The organism is Shewanella sp. ENK2 (assembly GCF_043568515.1).
GTDB classification, from domain to species: domain Bacteria; phylum Pseudomonadota; class Gammaproteobacteria; order Enterobacterales; family Shewanellaceae; genus Shewanella; species Shewanella japonica.
The window spans coordinates 4,277,399-4,295,639 of sequence record NZ_CP171406.1; the positions used below are offsets into that span (position 1 = coordinate 4,277,399).

The following is an 18,241-nucleotide window of genomic DNA, read 5'->3' on the forward strand; positions in this document are numbered from 1 at the left end:
CTCGTTATAGTCCATTAGAGTCCATTAGGGTCGATACGAAACTCGCCTAAACTGGTACCTTTAAAATCCATCACATGTACAGCACATGCCATGCAAGGATCAAACGAGTGGATGATACGAATCACTTCTAAAGGTTTACTAGGATCTTCAAGTTCAAGCCCAATTAAAGACGCTTCATAGGGGCCTACTTTACCGTTTACATCTACGGGGCCAGCATTCCAAGTCGTTGGTACAATCGCCTGATAGTTTTCAATTTTTCCGCCTTTAATGCGGATCCAATGACTTAGCATTCCTCTAGGGGCTTCAATCATTGCGTGACCAACATAATCCTTAGAAGAATCTATTTCTGGTGTAACAAAGGTGCTTTCGTCTGATTGCATATTGACTAGCATCGCATCAAAGGTTTTTAATCCTTCTTCAGCAACAATTACGGTTTGAAGCATGCGAGCCGCTGTGCGTCCTAATGTGGTAAATAAAGCTTCAATGGGTAATCCAGTTGCTTCAAGTAAACCATTAACTGAATTAACAACGACCTTATTACCACGGGCATAACTCACAAGTAATGATGCGAGCGGTCCGACCTCAACGGGTTCTTCTTTGTATCGTGGTGATTTAACCCAAGAATATTTACCATCACCATCGACCGTAGGTAATTTGCCGTAAACCGTGTCTCGTTCAACAAAACCGGTATAGTTAGGGACAGTAGTGCCTTCGTATGGATGTTGTGCATTATCTGCTTCATACCAAGCATGCGTCACATCTTCTTTAATTGAATCAGGATCGATATCAGTTACGCCTGCTAAATCACCATTCATAATGACGCCTTGGTCAAACATGTATTGACCATCAGCTAATACAAAATCATTGGTGGCCATAAAGTTTTTGACATTAACGCCGCCTAACACACTTGGTTCTGAACCAAATGCTGCCGCTGCCATGACGATATCGGCTTTATAAGCACGTAATATAAAATCCTGTACGATTGCGTGTTTTTGTTTCCATTCTTGTAAGCGAGCAGGGCTTAACATATCTCGAACCGATGTCACTCCACCAACTACTAATGATTGCGGGTGAGGGGATTTACCCCCGAATATCGCCAGCATTTCAGCTGCTACTCGTTGTACTTCTAATGCTTTGAGATAGTGAGATAGGGCTATTAGATTTTGTTCTGGCGTAAATTTATAGGTTTTATTTCCCCAATAAGCATTGGCAAACGGACCTAGTTTACCGGTATCAACTAAGCCTTTAACACGCTGTTGAGCGGCACGTAAGTCACCTTCACCAGCTGCAATGGGATTTGCCGTATATTTTAATGCCTCTTGTGCAGCGAGCGCGGGATCAGCTGATAATGCTGAAACCACATCAACCCAATCCAAACCGTGTAAATGATAGAAGTGAACAATGTGATCATGCATATAGAGCGAGGTTTGCATTAATGAGCGTAAATACTTTGCATTCAGTGGTATTTTAACGCCAAGCGCATTTTCAACAGCCTCGGTTCCGCAACGGTAATGAGAATAGGTACACACACCACAGATCCGTTGCACAATTAGGCCAACATCCATTGGCGTTCTGCCTTTTAAAATGACTTCTATGCCACGCCATAAAGTTGAAGAAGACCATGCTTTTTGAATGACATTATTTTCATCAACTTCGACTTCAACACGAAGGTGACCTTCAATACGAGTAATAGGATCGATTACGACACGTTTGTTCATGAGTTATTCCTCTAAAGGCTTGGCAAAAAGGCTAGCGACGGCATGTGCACCGATTCCTACAACGGTTGCGCCTAAAATAACTGCGCCGATAGTGTCTGCTGTTGCATCAACTCCGTGAAGTAATTGCCTCCCGAGTGGTTTTTCAAAATCAGCCATGTCATCCCAGAAGTTCGGTTCTGAGCAGCCAATACAGCCGTGCCCTGCAAGCACAGGCCAACTGGTGTGGTGGTTAAATCGTTCAGTTGGGCAATTGTTGTAGGTGTATGGGCCTTTACAGCCGACTTTATACAAGCAGTAGCCATCTTTTGCACCTTGGTCACCAAAGGTTTCAACAAACTCACCGGCATCAAAGCGACCACGTCTTTCACAATTGTCGTGAACGCGTGCGCCATATGCCCACTTAGGACGGTTAAACATATCTAAAGCGGGAAGTTTGCCAAACATAATGAAATACATCAGAGTGCCGACGATGTTTTTTTCACTTGGTGGGCAGCCTCCTAAGTTAATAACAGGTTTGTTAATGACATCTTGTACCCCTTTAGCACCAGTTGGATTTGGCGCTGCTGCTTGAACACCACCAAAGGCAGCACAAGTGCCAACTGAAATAATTGCAGCAGCACCTTCAGCTGCTTCTTTAACGATATGAAGCCCTGTATGTCCTTTACAGCCAACGGTTAAATAGGCGCCATTATTTGCGGTCGGAATAGCCCCTTCAACTGCGAGTAAATAGTTACCTTTATAAGCTTCCAGTGCATGTTCTAAATTTTCTTCAGCTTGCCAGCCTGATGCAGCCATAAGGGTTTCATGATATTCAAGGGAGATATGATCAAATATTAAACTGTCTAAGTTAGGTGTATCAGTTCGTATAAGTGATTCTGAACAACCAGTGCACTCAGCCATATGTAGCCATATAAGTGGCACACGATCGGCCAGTTCTGCAGCTTCAGAAACTAAACTCGTAAAAGGCAAGGGCAGTGCTAATAAAGCCGTTACTGACGCACTCCAAGTCATAAATTCACGACGAGTGATGCCATTTTCCTTTAATTTTTCTTCTAGGGTAACGGTTTGGCGAGGTGCAATTTCACGAAGTTGTGCCAATCGTGTCTTGCAGCGGTTATAGAGAGCTGAGTGTGTATCCATGAATCAACCTTATTCCGTGGTAAAGGATCAAACTATATGGACACAATATAAAGAGGCTTTAACTGAGGCATATTGATATAAATCAACTTTAAAACACTTGATTGATTTAATTGGCGAACAATGAGGTTTGATTTGATTTTAATCAATTGATGCTAATTTAGACAGCTGAGGTTTAAGTGTGAACTTGCAGAATAAAACCCTTTTTCCTTGTAAAAACAGAGTAAATTGCAAAAAATATAATTGCGTTTCTATTTATTGAAAATGCAATTTTTGGATATCTGCTTTGAAGGGGGGATTTGGAGTTTTAGAGGTTGTTCTTAATTCGATATAAATATAATTAACCTTTTCAGATAAAAACGCTCACACAGACTAGTGACTCAAGATTACAGAGTTTATTGTAACCTTGAGTGCACTGTAAGGCGCGTACCTTAATCTAATAATAGTCATTCATGCTTAACGTCCAGTTAATTGCTTAATTACCTGTGGAGGAACAATTTTTGACAGTCGTTTAATACAAGCATTCGTTGTTGGGTCACGATGTTTTATTTTAAACTCGCATAACGCATACAAATGTTGTGGGTTATTACCCACTTTATAAGCTTGTTCGATTGAGTTCATTGCTTTTTTATATCTATTTTCTCTTGCGCGAGTCCTAATACATACCAGTATTGAGGATTTATTGGTTCTACTTTCGTTGCTTGTTCGAAGTAGTCAATTGCTTCTTCAAGTTGCTGTTGTCGATATAAATTAAGTCCTGCGCTGTACCTTAGTAACCCCGCTTTAGGTTGATTAGTTATTCCTTGTTTTAAAATAGCTAAGGACTTGTCATCATCACCGGTTTGTCTATATAAATCAGCTAAATTGGCATAACTTGTGGCAAAAATAGGTTCAATTTCAATTGCTTTTAAATAGCTCTTCTCTGCTTGTTGTATTTTACCTTGGGCTAAATATACGTTAGCTGTATTCATCAAACCAAAACCTCGATCTGCATTAAAGGATTGGATTGCTAGATACTCATCCAAAGCGGGGCGAAGTTTTTCTTGTTGGGTATGAGTCATACTTGCCCAGTCATTAATGAGAGAACTTGCCGTTTCTGTTCTTACAGCAAGTACAGGGTCATCAAGTAACGGACTTATGATTTGCCAACGGTCAGAAAATGGATATGAGGTCACACCAGCAATAGCGCCCAGCTTGATTTGTGGATCTTCATGTTTAACACCACGCATGATTGCAACTAGTGCATTTTGTCCAGGGTAATCACTTAATCTACTTAATGCTGATGCTCTTATGATATCTGGGTTAGCATTATTTTGAGCAATATACGATAAGCTATCTCCGCTCGTCGGTACGCCTACAGCAGCTTGAGCAAACACTGTAGCAAAAGAGTCAGTTTGTCGATAATTTGATTGTGGGTAACGCTGCTTAATTGCATTATCAGCCCATTGGTTGTCTTTATCGGTATGACAAGATGTGCAAACGTTAGGGGTGCCGATTTTTAAACTGATATCTGGTCTAGGAACTTTAAAACTATGATCGGCTCGAGGGTCAACGTCCATATACGTCGTTTTAGGCATATGACAGGTCACACACTGCGCTGCGTCTGTGCCTGATTTGTGTTGGCTATGAGTGTCAGCGGTATATTCACTAGGTAAGTGGCATTTAAAACAAATCGACTCGATTGGCGCATTAAGTTTATTACTATGAGGGTTATGGCAATCACTGCAGACGACCCCAGCTTGATGCATTTTGGATTGTTTAAATGAACCTAAAACAAACACTTCATCATAAATTTGACCATCTGGATAATATAGATCTGCAGTGACAGCATTCAAAATGTATTTATCATAAAAACTGTTTTTAATGTGATCATTTTGGTCACTGATTTGCGCTCTCCGGCTATGACATTGACCACAAGTGGCTAATTGATCAGATCCCTTAACTTCAGTTGGGGTTAATATTTTCTGACCTTTTTTATAGATCCATTTTCCTACTTTCGGCGATAAAGTACGCTCAAACCCGAAAGTCGCCTCATTTATTTTCGTTTTACTATCATCTTGGTGCGTCGCTTGGCTATTGCTTTTGATTTTAGCTTTTACATTTGAGGTGTTAGGTTGCTGGCTTGCCCAATACAAGTGATCGCTGGCGGGGCCATGGCAAGCCTCGCAACCTACATTAATCTCGGACCAAGTCGTATTGTATTGATTTATTTCAGCATCATAATTTTTGCTGATGTTTGTAGAATGACAATCAGCACACATGTAATTCCAGTTCTGGCCATTATTAGTCCAGAAGAATTCATCATAGGGTTCCATATCTGGGTAAAGGTGAAACCATCTTTGCCCACCTTGCTCTTGATCTCGGGCATCCCATGCTAATGGAATAAGTTGTAGCCTACCATCAGGGAACTCAACCATATATTGTTGTAATGGATGGTAGCCAAACGTGTAGCTGATTTGATAATCATTAAACTTGCCGTCAGGCCCTTTTGTATTCACCCAGTATTGGTCATCAATTTTAAATAATCGATATACTTCACCTTTGACTGTGAGAGAGGAATTGTCGAAATTCCCTAATACCGATTCGGCATTTGCATGACGCATTGACATATCATGATGTGAACCTTGCCAGTCTTTATATTCAGTTTGATGGCAATCTATACATTGATCCGTTCCGACGAACTCAGCGGCTTGTGTTATTGAGTGGTAACAATAAGAAGTAATAAGAATGCTGGCATACAAAACTAGCTGATTGAATTTCATATTAAAACGGCTATTTATCAAAAGGACTTTTATAGTAAAGCCAATTTTACATTTTACCAACACTAACTGATGACTAATTGAAAAAGCCAAACATAAGTTTGGCTTTTTGTTTGCAATAGATATAACCACGAAACGTCGTTATTTTGTAAAAGTGATTAATCGTTAAATTGTTTAATCACTTCTTTTAATGGAAACCCAGCAGCACTCGATGGCGCATTAATACCAAGAATGGTACTTAAGGTAGTGGCTACATCGACGGTGGCGACAGGTCGTTCAATCTGTTGCCCATCGAGTTTAAATCCAGCAAAGATTATTGGAACATGAGTGTCATAACGCCATGGGGAACCATGTACAGATGCGACATTGAGGCCATCGAAATCTGCTACGAATACATTTGGCTCAAATACGATGTAAATATCACCTGAGCGGCTGGGGTAAAAACTATTAACGACCTTTTGAGTTATCTCATCTTTAGGCACTGCACCTTCTAGTAAATGATGATAACTGTAGGCACGATGTATGCCTGCAACATTATTTAGAACGTTAGCGACTACAGACGTTGCATCTTTCAATTTAATTCCACTTTTTTTAAGGGCATCGTGATCTAAATTGACATAAGGTTGCCAAGCATTGGCAAACAAATTACCGCTAATCTTCCAGTCTTTTTTTAGTTTAACGATATCTTGTTGTTTTTCTAGAGAGGCTAAATCAAAATGAGTGGCTTTGGTGCCAAATTGGGTTAAATACCCCGGTGCTTCAGGTGCGCCATGATCTGCTGATAATACAATTAAGGTATTATCTAAACCTACTTTGTCATCGACATAAGAAAATAAACTGGCTAGCGTTCTATCAAGACGAAGTAAATTATCTTCTGCTTCTAAACTAGATGGCCCAAAAATATGGCCAACATAATCCGTAGACGAAAAACTAACAGATAAATAATCAGTGACTTTGTTTTGACCTAATTGATTATGTTCTATGACTGATTTAGCAAAATTAGCCGTCATTTCGTCACCGACTGGGCTGACAGTTAAAAACGTACTGAAATACGGATTGTCTCGCTTTCCAAATTGATGTGGGAATGTAATACCGTAACCTGGTAATTTAGTTTTCCAGTCATGAGCCGCATTATCACCAAACAAATATTCAGTTGATTCTTTGGATAAAGTCCAAGACATATCTGCATATTTTGCAATATCATTTTGTTGATTGAATTCATTAACCCATTGTGGATATTGATCAAAATAATATTGACTGCTGACAAACTCACCCGCTGATTTAGAGAACCAAAAAGCTTTTCCTGTGTGACCTGCAAGTGTAATTGCACCTCTGTCTTTTACTGACACTGCAAATACTTTGGATTTACCATTGTTACTAGCAGTGAGCTCATCACTAAAGGTGGTTGCTAAGATATTTTTAGGTGAACGGCCTTCAACTTTACTGGCTTTTTGCGTGGGGTCTATTTCATTTTCAGCATCAACAGCGGCATTGGCACTGATCAAAGGGTAAGTTTTATCTTGAACATTATAGATGGGCTGCTGTAATTGTTTATCAAACCATAAATTACTCACCATACCATGACTCGAAGGATGTGCGCCTGTCGCCAAAGTGGTGTGGCCAACAACTGTTTCTGTTATGGCATGTAGGTGATGGGCTTCGGTATAATACACGCCTTCATCAATAAGGTAGTTGAATCCTTCATCGGTAAAGTGATGTTGATAGCGGTTGAGTAAATCAGCGCGTAATTGGTCAACAGTGATCTGTAAGATTAATTTAGGCTCTTTAGCATCAACCTGATTTACAAGACAAACTGATAAAGCGGCAACGATTGGCGTCCATTTCATTTGATATCCTTTTCAACATAGTGGTCGAAGTGTGTACTCAATATTGATACTTACTTAGATATGTTTAACAGAGATCCTTAAAATGATAAATAAGACAATGGTGTTGTAACGCTGTTTATTTCAATAATGCTTGCTGACAGAGTGCTAACGATAAGCGAATTGAGTCAAGATATTGTGATGCCTGATTGTCAGACAAATACCATATTCCTGCGTTTTTTCAGGTTGTTGGTTAAAGAAAAGGGGTTCTACGTCTAATAAGTTGGATTGTGTAGAACATGCTAACCAGTGCGATAACGGTAAATTCGCTAGTTTCTCTAGAGCTATAACACCTTCAGGTGTGCTTGATTGTAAGTTGGCAATTTTAGCTAGTAGGGTAAAAGGAGAGTCGTTAATGCTTTGCTCCGATGTGACGTCTACTGCACGATAGAGGGTTTTATTGTTATCTGATGATAACAATAAAGCAGAGCCAATTAATTTGTGATCTTGGTGACTCTTTAATTTGGCTTAGTGCGATTCTTCTTTCTCCAAGCCAGTTATGAACAACGCAAGGCAGGTGCTCGTTTTTTGTCATGGTGTTATTACGGGCTAAATTAGGCAATAACGACATTCTTGTTAATGAAAGGGGAATCGTTAAACGACTAAATAAGATAAAACATGCCAGTCCAGAAGAAGGCCAGCAATTCAATCTGCTTTGAAGTTCATGAGCAATAGCTGAGAGTTGAGTGCTTAACCATTTATTATGGTGGCCGGTTACGACAAAATCTTCTGTTGAACCTGCAAAAGGGCCATTACAAATATTAATAATATGCTCTCCTTCAGCAACAGTTCCATTAAAAATTATCGAGTAGCCTTTTTTAGATGCTTGCCAATCTCCGTTGGCATTGCCAATAATTGTCACTTGGCCAAAATGTGGCGACTCAATTAATTGCATGTTAGAACCATAACGACGGATGAGAAAAAGAGAAATATTTACCAGTAAGCTTAACAGTAATCCAGTAATAGCGCTAAAAATTGCCTTGCAAACGCCTGCTTTATAGGCAAAAAATATGTTCTTTTGAATTACTGTATTTAATTAAAAACACTTTCTTGTAAACCTTAGCGTCAAAAGTGACATTATTTGATTGAATTTTAAACTGTGTGATCTACATTCTAAATACGTTAGATTTATTCTTGTAAATTTATAAAGAACGAACATGGTTTATTTAATAATCAAATGAGGCTTTTATGTTAGGTGAAAATCACTCTCTTAGAAATGAATTTCCAGATCATTTAGACACAATCACTGCACTAAACAGTAGTGATGCGAACTTTGCTGAGATTTTAAAGCGTTATGATGAACTCGATAAACAAATACGTGATTTAGAGCTCAAAGACTCGCCAATTGCCGATGATGCAATCCATGATTTAAAACAACAACGCGTTGAAATGAAAGATGCGCTTTATCATAAAATAATGGAATCTGAAGCTAAGTAACTATCGCTATATTGTCTACTCCTTGGTTGTTATAAAGCCTGTTGATGACAACAGGCTTTTTTATCACCAAATAGGGGATCCGTTAAGTCATAGGATTACGGTTTGCGCAGCAAAGGCGACAAAAAACGTAACTCACCATCAATATCATCGGGTATCGTTAGCCCTAAAATATTGGCAATCAAAGGGTAGAGATGAATATTATCTGCTTGAGCAATTGTTGCCTGATTAAATGCAGGCCCTTTGGCGTATAAAACTGTATTCATATCGTGAATAGTTTGTGGATCATAGCCATGCTTTCCGATTACGCCAGGTTTTGCATCTGTGGAAGTAATATAGTGATTGTTACTAATAATAACGGCATCACCAATTGAAGGGTTTCCGCTAAAATGGAGGCGTTCTGGCATTTCAGCTTGTAAATAAAACGCTAAACCTTCTACCTCTTCCACAAGCGCTTTCAGCCTAGCTAAATCTTGCTTTTTATTTTCACCTATAGCTGTGACTAATGAGAAGGCAGCATCATTATTAAAGATAAACTTATCCTTTAAATCAGCGACTTTACCCACTAGTTTATCAGTGTAAATTCTATCAAATTCATCTACTTTAGCCATGCCGTGATCTGAAGTGATGATGACATTGATATCAATCGGTAAGTCCTTTATTTGTTTAAGTAAACTCGCAATAAGTTTATCAATGTATTGCACTGCGTTGTATGTCTGTGTTGACTCTGGGCCGTGATGATGGCCTGCGCTATCAACATCCGAAAAATATAAGGTAACGAATTGTGGTCTTTCGCTTTCTGGTAATGAAAACCACTCAACGACTTGTTGAATGCGTTGCTCATTTGGGGTTCGGCCATCATATTTAAGCCAGTAATTAGGTCTAAAGCCAGCAATTTTAGCTTCAGACCCTGGCCAGAAATAAGTGGCAGATTTTAATCCTTGTTGACGGGCCAAAGACCATAAAGGCACACCTTGATAGAACTGGCCATCGGTGACTGCTTCATGAATATTCATTGCATAATTACGTTTTAATACTGGATTATAAAAACGATTCGACACAATACCGTGATTTGCCGGATACAGACCGGTCACTAAAGTTAAGTGATTAGGAAAAGTGACTGTAGGAAAAGCCGGAGTGAATAACTCAACCGTTGCGGCATCCTTAGCAAATTGATTAAGTGCTTGAGGGTTATGTAGCTGATTGTAATCGTATCGATAACCGTCAATAGAGATTAATAGAACATTTTGCTGTTTAGCTGCTTTTTGACTGTCTGCGTTAACATTGGCGGAAAGTAATACGCACCAGGTTAAAAGTACGACTATGAACAACCTATTTTTGAAGGGAACACTTGCTTGCATTGTGATAATTTTCCTTTGAAAGAAGTGAAGCACTGCTGAGATTAAATTTTCGTTTTCGTTAACACTAATAATGCTTTGCGCGAGTTAATATAACCTAGTTATATGACAAATCGACAAAGACAGGTTTAAAAGTAATAAAAAAAGCGAAACCTAAGTTTCGCTTTTTTAATCGTTAGCCTTTAATTCTTTTTCTGGCCAATTCAGAAGTTAATCCCTTGCTAGCTTGAACTATTCGTTAACGAATTAAGCTCTGCTAATGCTTGTTCCTTTGTTTGTGGTACATAAAGATGATAAATCTTACGTGCAATACGTCGCATATCTTCTATCGCAATATACAAACATGGGATTAAACATAAGGTAACCACAGTCGCAAACAAGACGCCAAACGCTAATGAGACTGCCATGGGAATAACCATCTGAGCTTGCATGCTTGTTTCCGTCATAATAGGTACAAGCCCAATAAATGTGGTTAATGACGTTAACATTATCGCTCTAAAGCGGCGACAACCTGCATTAATAACAGCTTCATTCAGTTTAATGCCTTGTTTACGGGAATTATTGACATAATCGACCATAACGAGGGAGTCATTGACTACAACACCTGCAGCGGCGATGATCCCGAATACCGATAGGGCACTTAAATCAATGCCTAATATGATATGTCCTAACATAGAGCCAATCACACCAAACGGGATCACTGACATGATCATAAAAGGTTGCACATAGGATTTAAGCGGAATCGCTAACAAGCTATATATCACTAGCATTGAAATAATAAAATCACGCATTTGCGTATCAGCACTATCAAGCTGCTCTTGAATACTGCCTGAGACTTCACTTTTTACACGAGGATATTTGGCTAACAATTCTGGCATAAAGTTATCGCGGATATCTTTAGCCAGTTTGAAAGGCTCTGCTTGCTCTGCATCAACTGAAGCCCATACATTGATGGTGCGATTACCATTTTCACGACGAATACTACTCACACCTTGTACTACAGTAATGTTAGCCACTTCAGATAAAGGCAGTTCTGCGCCTTGTGGGGTTTTGATTAAAACATCTTGAACCAAGGCGATAGAATTACGTTGTTCCTCAGGGTAACGAAGCATCACTTTAATTTCTTCACCGTTGCGAATAATACGTTGCGCCTCAAGACCATAAAAACTGTTACCTACTTGCGATGCAATGTTGGCTAATGTTAGACCTAAGCTATGGGCTAACGGCTTTAAATCAAATTGAACTTCTTTGGCTGAAGATTGGCGGCTGTCATTGACGTCACTGACACCTTTTAAGGTGTTAAGTTTGTCTTTTAATGCTTGAGAAGCAGCTAACAGTTGTTGTTCATCATTTCCTTCCAATCTAAAGCTAATATCACCATCATCACGTCCACCGCCAAATAAACTATCTTGAACAGTGAACGATTTGACTCCTGGGATTTTAGGCATTGCTTGGCGCCACATTTCTGCGACTTCAAATGTATTGATAGGACGTAAAGATGGATCAACAAGCTTAGTTCTTACTTCCGCACGAGTACGACCTTGTAATTCAACTTGTAGCTCTGCAATCATGCCTTGACCATATTGATCCTCTAGCTGCTTTTCAACGGTACGTATGGCTTTCTCGATTGAGTGAGCTGCATCTAAAGTTGCTGTTTCCGCAGCATCGACATTCATTTCCAAGCTGATGCGAGGGAAATCATGTGGGATCTTAGGTTGGCCAATAAACCTAACTAATCCACTGATATATAATGATGCGCATATAACAATTAACATCACAAAGGTTGCAATAACCGCATAACGGTATTTAACCGCAACAGTAAGGCTTGGTTTATAAACGTTTTTTATGAACCAAGTCAGATTAGTTTCGATTTTCTTCTGAATGAAATTGACCCCATTTCGCAGCCAATCCAACGGATTCTTTGAACCCGGTTGAACGACTTTGGGTTTGTTCATATGGGCTAAGTGAGAAGGTAAAATCAGCTTTGATTCAACTAAAGAAAATAATAGACACAATATGACGACATAGCCGATTGCTTGGCCAAAGGCGGATGAAGGACCGTCATCTAAAGTAATAGGTAAAAACGCGGCAATGGTGGTCAGTACGCCGAAGGTTGCAGGCATAGCAACTCGTTTTACCCCTCTAATAACACTATCTATGTTTTGGCCATTTTCTTCACATTCTGTGTGAGCACTTTCGCCCATGACGATGGCATCATCTACCACGATACCGAGGACGAGAATAAATGCGAATAAACTAATGACGTTGATTGTCACGTCAATAAAACCCATTGGCATAAATAAAAGGGTACCAAGGAAACAAACAGGTAATCCCATCATTACCCAAAAAGCGAGCCTGACACGTAAAAATAGCGCTAACATGAAAAACACAAGAACAGCACCTGTTTTCATACTATCTAGCATCAAATCTAACCGACCATCTAGGTAATAGGTCATATCTACCCACGGCTCTAATGTTACACCTTCTGGTAACAGCGCTTGTTTCGTAGCAATGTATTCCTTCATTGTGTCAGCAACATCGGTGATGCTTTGATTTTTTGCTGCTCCGACAAAAAATGTGACGGCATTTTGTCCATTAAATTTTGAGTATTGAATACCTTCTTCAAATCCATCATTAACCGTGGCAACATCGCCTAATAAAAGGTTAGTACCATCATCTAAGGTTAACAGTGGCAAATCTTCAAATTCATAACCAACATAAGCTTGGTTTTCAACACGTAAGTTTATATAGCCGTTTTCAGCTTTGATTTGTCCTGCAGACATATTACGTGAGTAGCCACGCACAGCTTCTGCAACATCATTAAAGTTAAGACCAAATTCACGCAAACGGTCTTTACTTACCTCGACACTGATTTCGTAATTTAAGCCACCATAAAACTCCGAAATATTCACATTCGGTAATTGCATGATCTCTTTATGAATTTTTTCGCCTAAATCTTTTAGTTGTCGCTGAGATAGATCGCCATACAAACTTAAATACATGACTTCTTGACGAATTTTAATTCGCTCAACTTTTGGAAATTCCATCCCCGCAGGAAAGGTTGATACAGAACCAATTTCAGACTTTACTTCATCTAAAACAATCTGTGGGTCATAAGAGTCTTCAATCCTGAAGTAGCCGTTTGCTTGGTTGCGGTTAGAGTAGGTGATGACACGTTGTAGACCTTGAACGGTTTCAAGTGCTTGTTCAATTTTTACTGTTATACCTTCTTCAACTTCTTGTGGTGCTGCGCCAGGATAAACTGCACTAAATTCAATCCAGTTAATTTCAACGGCAGGGAAGAACTGCTTACGAATCGTATTAGCAGTCAGTAAACCACCAAGTAAAATAATGATCATTAGTAAGTTTGCAGCAACACTGTTACGAGCAAACCAAGCAATTAAGCCTTTATTTGTATCTTCCATGAATTATTCCTTGTCTTCCATGGCAACAGCGGTATCAGAATTCACCCCAATTTTTGGCTCAGTTTGTAAAACCTTATCCTGTGGTAAAGCAACTGACATCCCTTCAACAGGATAATCTAGGGCTGAAGTGATAATGTTCATACCATTTTCTAATCCACTCGAAATAATGACGTTACTGCCATCTTGTCGAATGATATTAACGGGTAAATAACGCAGCTTATTTTCTTTATCCATGGTGGCGACAAGACCATTTACTATAAGGTGCCTTGGAACCACAGCAACTTCACCAGCATGGGTTCCACCAATATGTGCTGTGACATAAGTGCCGTAACGTAACTCTTTATGATGCCCTTTAAGACCATAAGGATCGTCGACTTCAGCCACGAGGTAAGTCATTCTACTTTTACTATCAATAATGCCTTCACTGCGGACAATAGTGCCTATCCACTCTTGCTTTTCACCGGCAAAATTACCAACAAGTTTAACTTCAGCATTGGCACCTTTACGGTCAAGATATTGCATTTCTTTATCTGCGAGAGGTAATCTCACTTCCGCTTTGTCTGTGCTATAAACCAACCCAATTGAAGCGCCATTACTGACGTAAGTACCAAGACCTATGTTACGACTGCCAATAAGCGCATCGTAAGGGGCTTTAATAATGGCACGTTCAAGGTTGCGTTTAGCCCGTAATAGTCCAGCTTCAGCGCTTTTCAGTTTAGCAATCTCTTGTGCCAGTTGTGGTTTACGAAGACTTAAGTCACTGGGTTTGCTATCAGTAATTTCTGCCCATTCACGTTCGGCTACTTGAGCGTTTGCTTTTTCTTGTACTAATGTCGCTTTTGCTGATGCAAGATTGGCTTGTGCATCTAACAGCGCTGATTCATAGTCACTTGGATCAATTCTGGCTAGAACATCTCCTTTTTTGATGAAGCCGCCTTTAACAAAGTTATCTGATAGATAGGTAATTTCACCACTGACTTGAGCGACTATTTCAGTATGGTATTTCGCATTAACAACCCCGTAAGAACTGACAGTAAACGTCATTGGTTGGTATTGTATTTTTTCAATTGATACGAGAGGCGTATTATCTATTGGTGGCTTTTCTTCAGGTGGTTTTTGCATTGAAATAAACACGCCTGAAATCAAAAGACCTACACCAATGATCCCTATTGGGAATAAAATTTGTTTTGCTGTAGCCACGACACTTCCTCTTGTTGAAGCTTATACAGGCCAAATGCCCGCTTAAATATTATGGTTATAGATATTATACGAGTATGTTACACGCTTTGTTAAAAGGTGACTGTTTCAATGTGTAATTTTTTGTGTCAATTAGGTATAAATAATATGCTGCGTTTTAGATCACTTATTGTTTCCAATAATCAATCATTTAAATTTGATTATTATAATTTCTAAGGTTTGTTAAGTACGACTAAATTCATATTTAAGGTGAAGTTCAAAGGTTTATACAGTTTACTCTGTAACCATTTTGTTACTCGAGACGAGGGTGGGTAGGCCTCAGTCAGCATGTCATTGTTAATCATTCTTTGGTGAATACTGCATATCGTTAACAAAAAACAATCTGTATAAAGGTACATTTTTACGATAGACTTAATTTTATTAGCTAATTTTGTCATTAACGTTCAAAATTACGCTCAGCAAATAGCACATTTAAGTAAAAGTATTTCACAAGGAATAGAAATGAACGTTTTAGTCACTGGTGGTGCGGGTTATATTGGTTCGCATACGGTTTTATCGTTACTCGAAAATGATTGTAATGTAATTGTTTTTGATAATTTATTTAACTCAAACCTAGAATCGATTAAGCGAGTTGAAAACCTAACTGGAAAGTCTGTTCATTTTATTCAAGGTGATATCAGAGATAAGTCGCAGCTTAATTCATTATTTAGTCAAAATAATATTGATACAGTCATTCATTTTGCTGCATTAAAAGCAGTTGGTGAATCAGGACAAATTCCATTGGCTTATTATCAAAATAATGTGCATGGTTCTGTTTGCTTACTGGAAGTGATGGCTGAACATAATGTGCATAATTTTATTTTTAGTTCATCGGCTACAGTATACGGAGAAGAAAATGATGTTCCGTATGTTGAAACGATGAAATTAGGTACGCCTTCAAGTCCGTACGGTGCCACTAAAGTAATGGTTGAGCGCATTATGGCCGATACCGCTGCATCAAATCCCGATTTTAGAGGGGTGTCACTCAGGTACTTTAACCCCATCGGCGCACATGAGAGTGGTCAGATTGGCGAGTCGCCTAAAGGAATACCAAACAATTTACTGCCATATGTCGCACAAGTTATGGTTGGGAAAAGAGAAAAGTTAAGTGTCTTCGGCGATGATTATCCGACTAAAGATGGTACTTGTGAGAGAGATTATTTACACGTAATGGATCTTGCTGAAGGTCATGTAGCAGCGATGAATTGGTTAACTCGTCATCCTGCATTTACCGGGGTTGAAGCATTCAATTTAGGTACAGGAATTGGCGTTTCAGTATTTGAAATTGTTAGCGCTTTCGAATTAGCGGTAAAAAAAGCCATTCCTTATGAAGTTAGTCCAAGACGTGCTGGTGATTTACCGGCTTTCTGGGCCAATGCTGAGAAAGCCAATAAACAGCTTAATTGGAAAGCCACTCGTACATTGCAACAAATGATGGAAGATACATGGCGTTGGCAATCTGCCAATCCAAATGGCTACGACAAAGAATAAGTTTCTAATTATAAGGGCGATGAATACATCGCCTTTTTTATTGCGTTATAAACGCCTGTTTTATCAGGTACCGTTAAATCAGACCCTTGAATGCTTTTACTCATAATAATGTCCTTATACGGTTACGTTAAACTTTACTAAGTTAACCATCCTCAGTCAGCCGCTTCAGATCTTGAACGCGAAGAAATGAATGTCTTCTTATCAATGTCTTTTATCATTGTCGTGACTAGTCAATAACGCTGAGCACATTCTAGTTAGCCGTTAATTTCTCTTTATATTACTCCACATCAAGCTTGTTGTTGCTAAATGGTTAAATTTTCATTAAAAGGTATTTACAATCTAATTCTAACCATATAGTATTTTTGACTATAACAAGTTAATTACATTTGGTTGGGAAATAAATGGAAAACGCAAAGCTGACCATCAAAGAAAAAATGGGGTATGGGTTAGGTGATACTGCCAGTAATATCGTGTTTCAAATGGTCGCTAATTTCATGTTGATTTTCTATACCGATGTTTATGGCCTGTCTGCAGCTGCAGCCGGTACCTTATTGCTGTCGGTCAGGTTATTTGATGGTTTTACTGATCCAGTCATGGGCGGCATTGCTGATAGAACGAGAACCCGTTGGGGATCGTATCGTCCTTATATTTTGTTTCTTGCGATTCCTTATGGTGTTTTAGCGTGTTTAGCCTTCATTACTCCTGATTTTGATACCACAGGAAAACTTATCTATGCCTATATCACTTATGGACTATTGATGACCTGTTATACCGCAATCAATATTCCTTATGGCGCACTTGGCGGTGTCATGGTTAATGATCCTAAGGAAAGAACGTCATTACAGTCTTACCGATTTGCAATGGCTATGGCTGCTTTAGTCATTATTGTGTGGGCAATTCCGAGATTAGTTGAGTTTTTTGGTCAAGGTTCTGATACCAAAGGCTATCCATTAGCAATGGTGTTCATGGGAGCCTTAGCTGCAAGCTGCTTCTTGTTATGTTTTACAATGACGAAAGAAACTATTCAGGTAACAGAGAGAAAAGCTTTAGACACATTTATAAAGACTTCTTCGAATTATTTAAGAATGACCAATGGTTAGTGATAGCCATTATAAGTTTAGCGACGTTAACACTCATAGGGATCCGTGCATCTGTCGCACCGCATTACATTAAATATTATGTGGGTGACGAGAGCCTTCTATCAAACTTTTTAACAGTAGCAGCTATTGGCTCTGTTCTAGGTGCAATTTCAACAAATTTCTTATCTAAATACTTTGAAAAAAAGGTGTTATTTCAGGTTGCTTTAGTTGTTGTCATTATCTCTCATAGCTTATTTTACGTGATTGCTAACGATCAAATTCTGCTGATATTTATCATCTATTTTATTGCTAATTTTGCACACATGATTATTACGCCCATTATGTTTTCAATGGTTGCAGACACCGTTGACTATGGGGTTGAAAAGATAGGTAGACGCCTGACAGCAATTACTTTTTCGGGCCATTTATTAGCTATCAAATTTGGTTTCGCAATAGGCGGAGCATTAGCAGGATGGATGCTGTCGGCTTATAACTATATACCCAATCAACAACAAACAGATGAAACCTTGTCTGGCATATTATTAGCCTTTGCCGGCATACCTGTGATTTGCACTGTCATTTGTTTAATTGTGATTGCGAAATACAAACTAACAGAAGTTGAAGTTAAAAAAATTCAACTCAAATTGATAGGGACTGAGCAGCAATAAGGCAAAGACTTGTTAATCGCTACAGAATATAGACGGTAAGGATTGTTTCTATA

The 18,241-nt window shown here is 39.0% G+C and carries 11 protein-coding genes and 1 pseudogene; 3 read left to right on the top strand and 9 right to left on the bottom strand.

The features are described from left to right. Positions 1-14: 14 nt before the first annotated feature. The 6 genes from hyaB to ACGEDC_RS18745 form a co-directional block, all read right to left on the bottom strand. Positions 15-1,718, bottom strand: coding sequence for a nickel-dependent hydrogenase large subunit (gene hyaB, locus ACGEDC_RS18720; RefSeq protein ID WP_394495044.1), 1,704 nt, complete (start codon positions 1,716-1,718; stop codon positions 15-17). A gap of 3 nt (positions 1,719-1,721) precedes the next feature. Beyond that, positions 1,722-2,858, bottom strand: a complete 1,137-nt coding sequence (hyaA, locus tag ACGEDC_RS18725) for a nickel-dependent hydrogenase small subunit (protein WP_055023972.1) — start codon at positions 2,856-2,858, stop codon at positions 1,722-1,724. 614 nt (positions 2,859-3,472) lie between these two features. Beyond that, a complete protein-coding gene (locus ACGEDC_RS18730) occupies positions 3,473-5,617 on the bottom strand; it encodes a tetratricopeptide repeat protein (RefSeq protein WP_394495047.1) in 2,145 nt (714 codons plus the stop codon). 155 nt (positions 5,618-5,772) lie between these two features. After that, positions 5,773-7,461: an alkaline phosphatase family protein gene (locus ACGEDC_RS18735; RefSeq protein ID WP_394495049.1), complete on the bottom strand. Its 1,689-nt coding sequence runs from the start codon at positions 7,459-7,461 to the stop codon at positions 5,773-5,775. A 144-nt stretch (positions 7,462-7,605) separates the two neighbouring features. Continuing rightward, on the bottom strand, positions 7,606-7,917 hold the full coding sequence (locus ACGEDC_RS18740) for a hypothetical protein (RefSeq protein ID WP_394495051.1): 312 nt from the start codon (positions 7,915-7,917) through the stop codon (positions 7,606-7,608). After that, the gene (locus ACGEDC_RS18745; protein ID WP_394495053.1) at positions 7,901-8,392 is read right to left on the bottom strand and encodes a hypothetical protein; all 492 of its coding nucleotides are present in this window, start codon (positions 8,390-8,392) and stop codon (positions 7,901-7,903) included. The genes ACGEDC_RS18740 and ACGEDC_RS18745 overlap by 17 nt, the downstream gene beginning before the upstream one ends. Before the next feature lie 293 nt (positions 8,393-8,685). Here ACGEDC_RS18745 and ACGEDC_RS18750 point away from each other — a divergent pair, with 293 nt between their 5' ends. Continuing rightward, positions 8,686-8,934 carry a YdcH family protein gene (locus ACGEDC_RS18750; RefSeq protein WP_055023969.1) on the top strand — a complete coding sequence of 83 codons (249 nt, stop codon included), beginning with the start codon at positions 8,686-8,688 and terminating at the stop codon, positions 8,932-8,934. Positions 8,935-9,029: 95 nt separating this feature from the next. On the opposite strand, the gene ACGEDC_RS18755 is transcribed toward ACGEDC_RS18750, so the two are convergent. The 3 genes from ACGEDC_RS18755 to ACGEDC_RS18765 form a co-directional block, all read right to left on the bottom strand. Beyond that, complete coding sequence (locus tag ACGEDC_RS18755; RefSeq protein ID WP_394495056.1) at positions 9,030-10,292, bottom strand: ectonucleotide pyrophosphatase/phosphodiesterase; 1,263 nt, start codon at positions 10,290-10,292, stop codon at positions 9,030-9,032. A gap of 218 nt (positions 10,293-10,510) precedes the next feature. Next, positions 10,511-13,714, bottom strand: a complete 3,204-nt coding sequence (locus ACGEDC_RS18760; RefSeq protein ID WP_394495058.1) for an efflux RND transporter permease subunit — start codon at positions 13,712-13,714, stop codon at positions 10,511-10,513. 3 nt (positions 13,715-13,717) lie between these two features. Then, positions 13,718-14,914: an efflux RND transporter periplasmic adaptor subunit gene (locus ACGEDC_RS18765; protein ID WP_394495060.1), complete on the bottom strand. Its 1,197-nt coding sequence runs from the start codon at positions 14,912-14,914 to the stop codon at positions 13,718-13,720. A gap of 498 nt (positions 14,915-15,412) precedes the next feature. Between ACGEDC_RS18765 and galE the strand changes: the two genes are divergently transcribed. Together galE and ACGEDC_RS18775 are read left to right on the top strand one after the other, a co-directional pair. Then, positions 15,413-16,441, top strand: coding sequence for a UDP-glucose 4-epimerase GalE (gene galE, locus ACGEDC_RS18770; protein ID WP_394495062.1), 1,029 nt, complete (start codon positions 15,413-15,415; stop codon positions 16,439-16,441). A 494-nt stretch (positions 16,442-16,935) separates the two neighbouring features. Next, positions 16,936-18,188 (top strand): annotated as a pseudogene (locus ACGEDC_RS18775) (MFS transporter). The last annotated feature ends 53 nt before the right edge of the window (positions 18,189-18,241 follow it).